Below are 230 nucleotides of genomic sequence, written 5' to 3' on the forward strand. Positions count from 1 at the left end.
CGCCGGCGATCAGCGCGATCACCGGCACCGCAAGTTGCGCCACCGCGGCACGGGCGGCGCCCAGTTGCGGCAGCAGCGCATACCAGAGCGCATAGCCCAGGCCCGAGGTCACCGCCCCCGAGGTCAGCGCCAGCAGCCAGCCCGTCGGGCTGGGCAAGGGCGCCCCGGTCCAGAGGAGCGGCAGCGCAACCAGCGGCAGGGTCCAGAGAAAATTGCTGGCCGTGGCGGCC

The 230-nt window shown here is 73.9% G+C and carries 1 protein-coding gene; it reads right to left on the minus strand.

The features are described from left to right. Positions 1–230: EamA family transporter (locus JGU66_36440; protein MBJ6766266.1), on the minus strand; the 230-nt coding region annotated here is incomplete at both ends.

This window comes from Myxococcaceae bacterium JPH2 (assembly GCA_016458225.1).
Taxonomy (GTDB): domain Bacteria; phylum Myxococcota; class Myxococcia; order Myxococcales; family Myxococcaceae; genus Citreicoccus.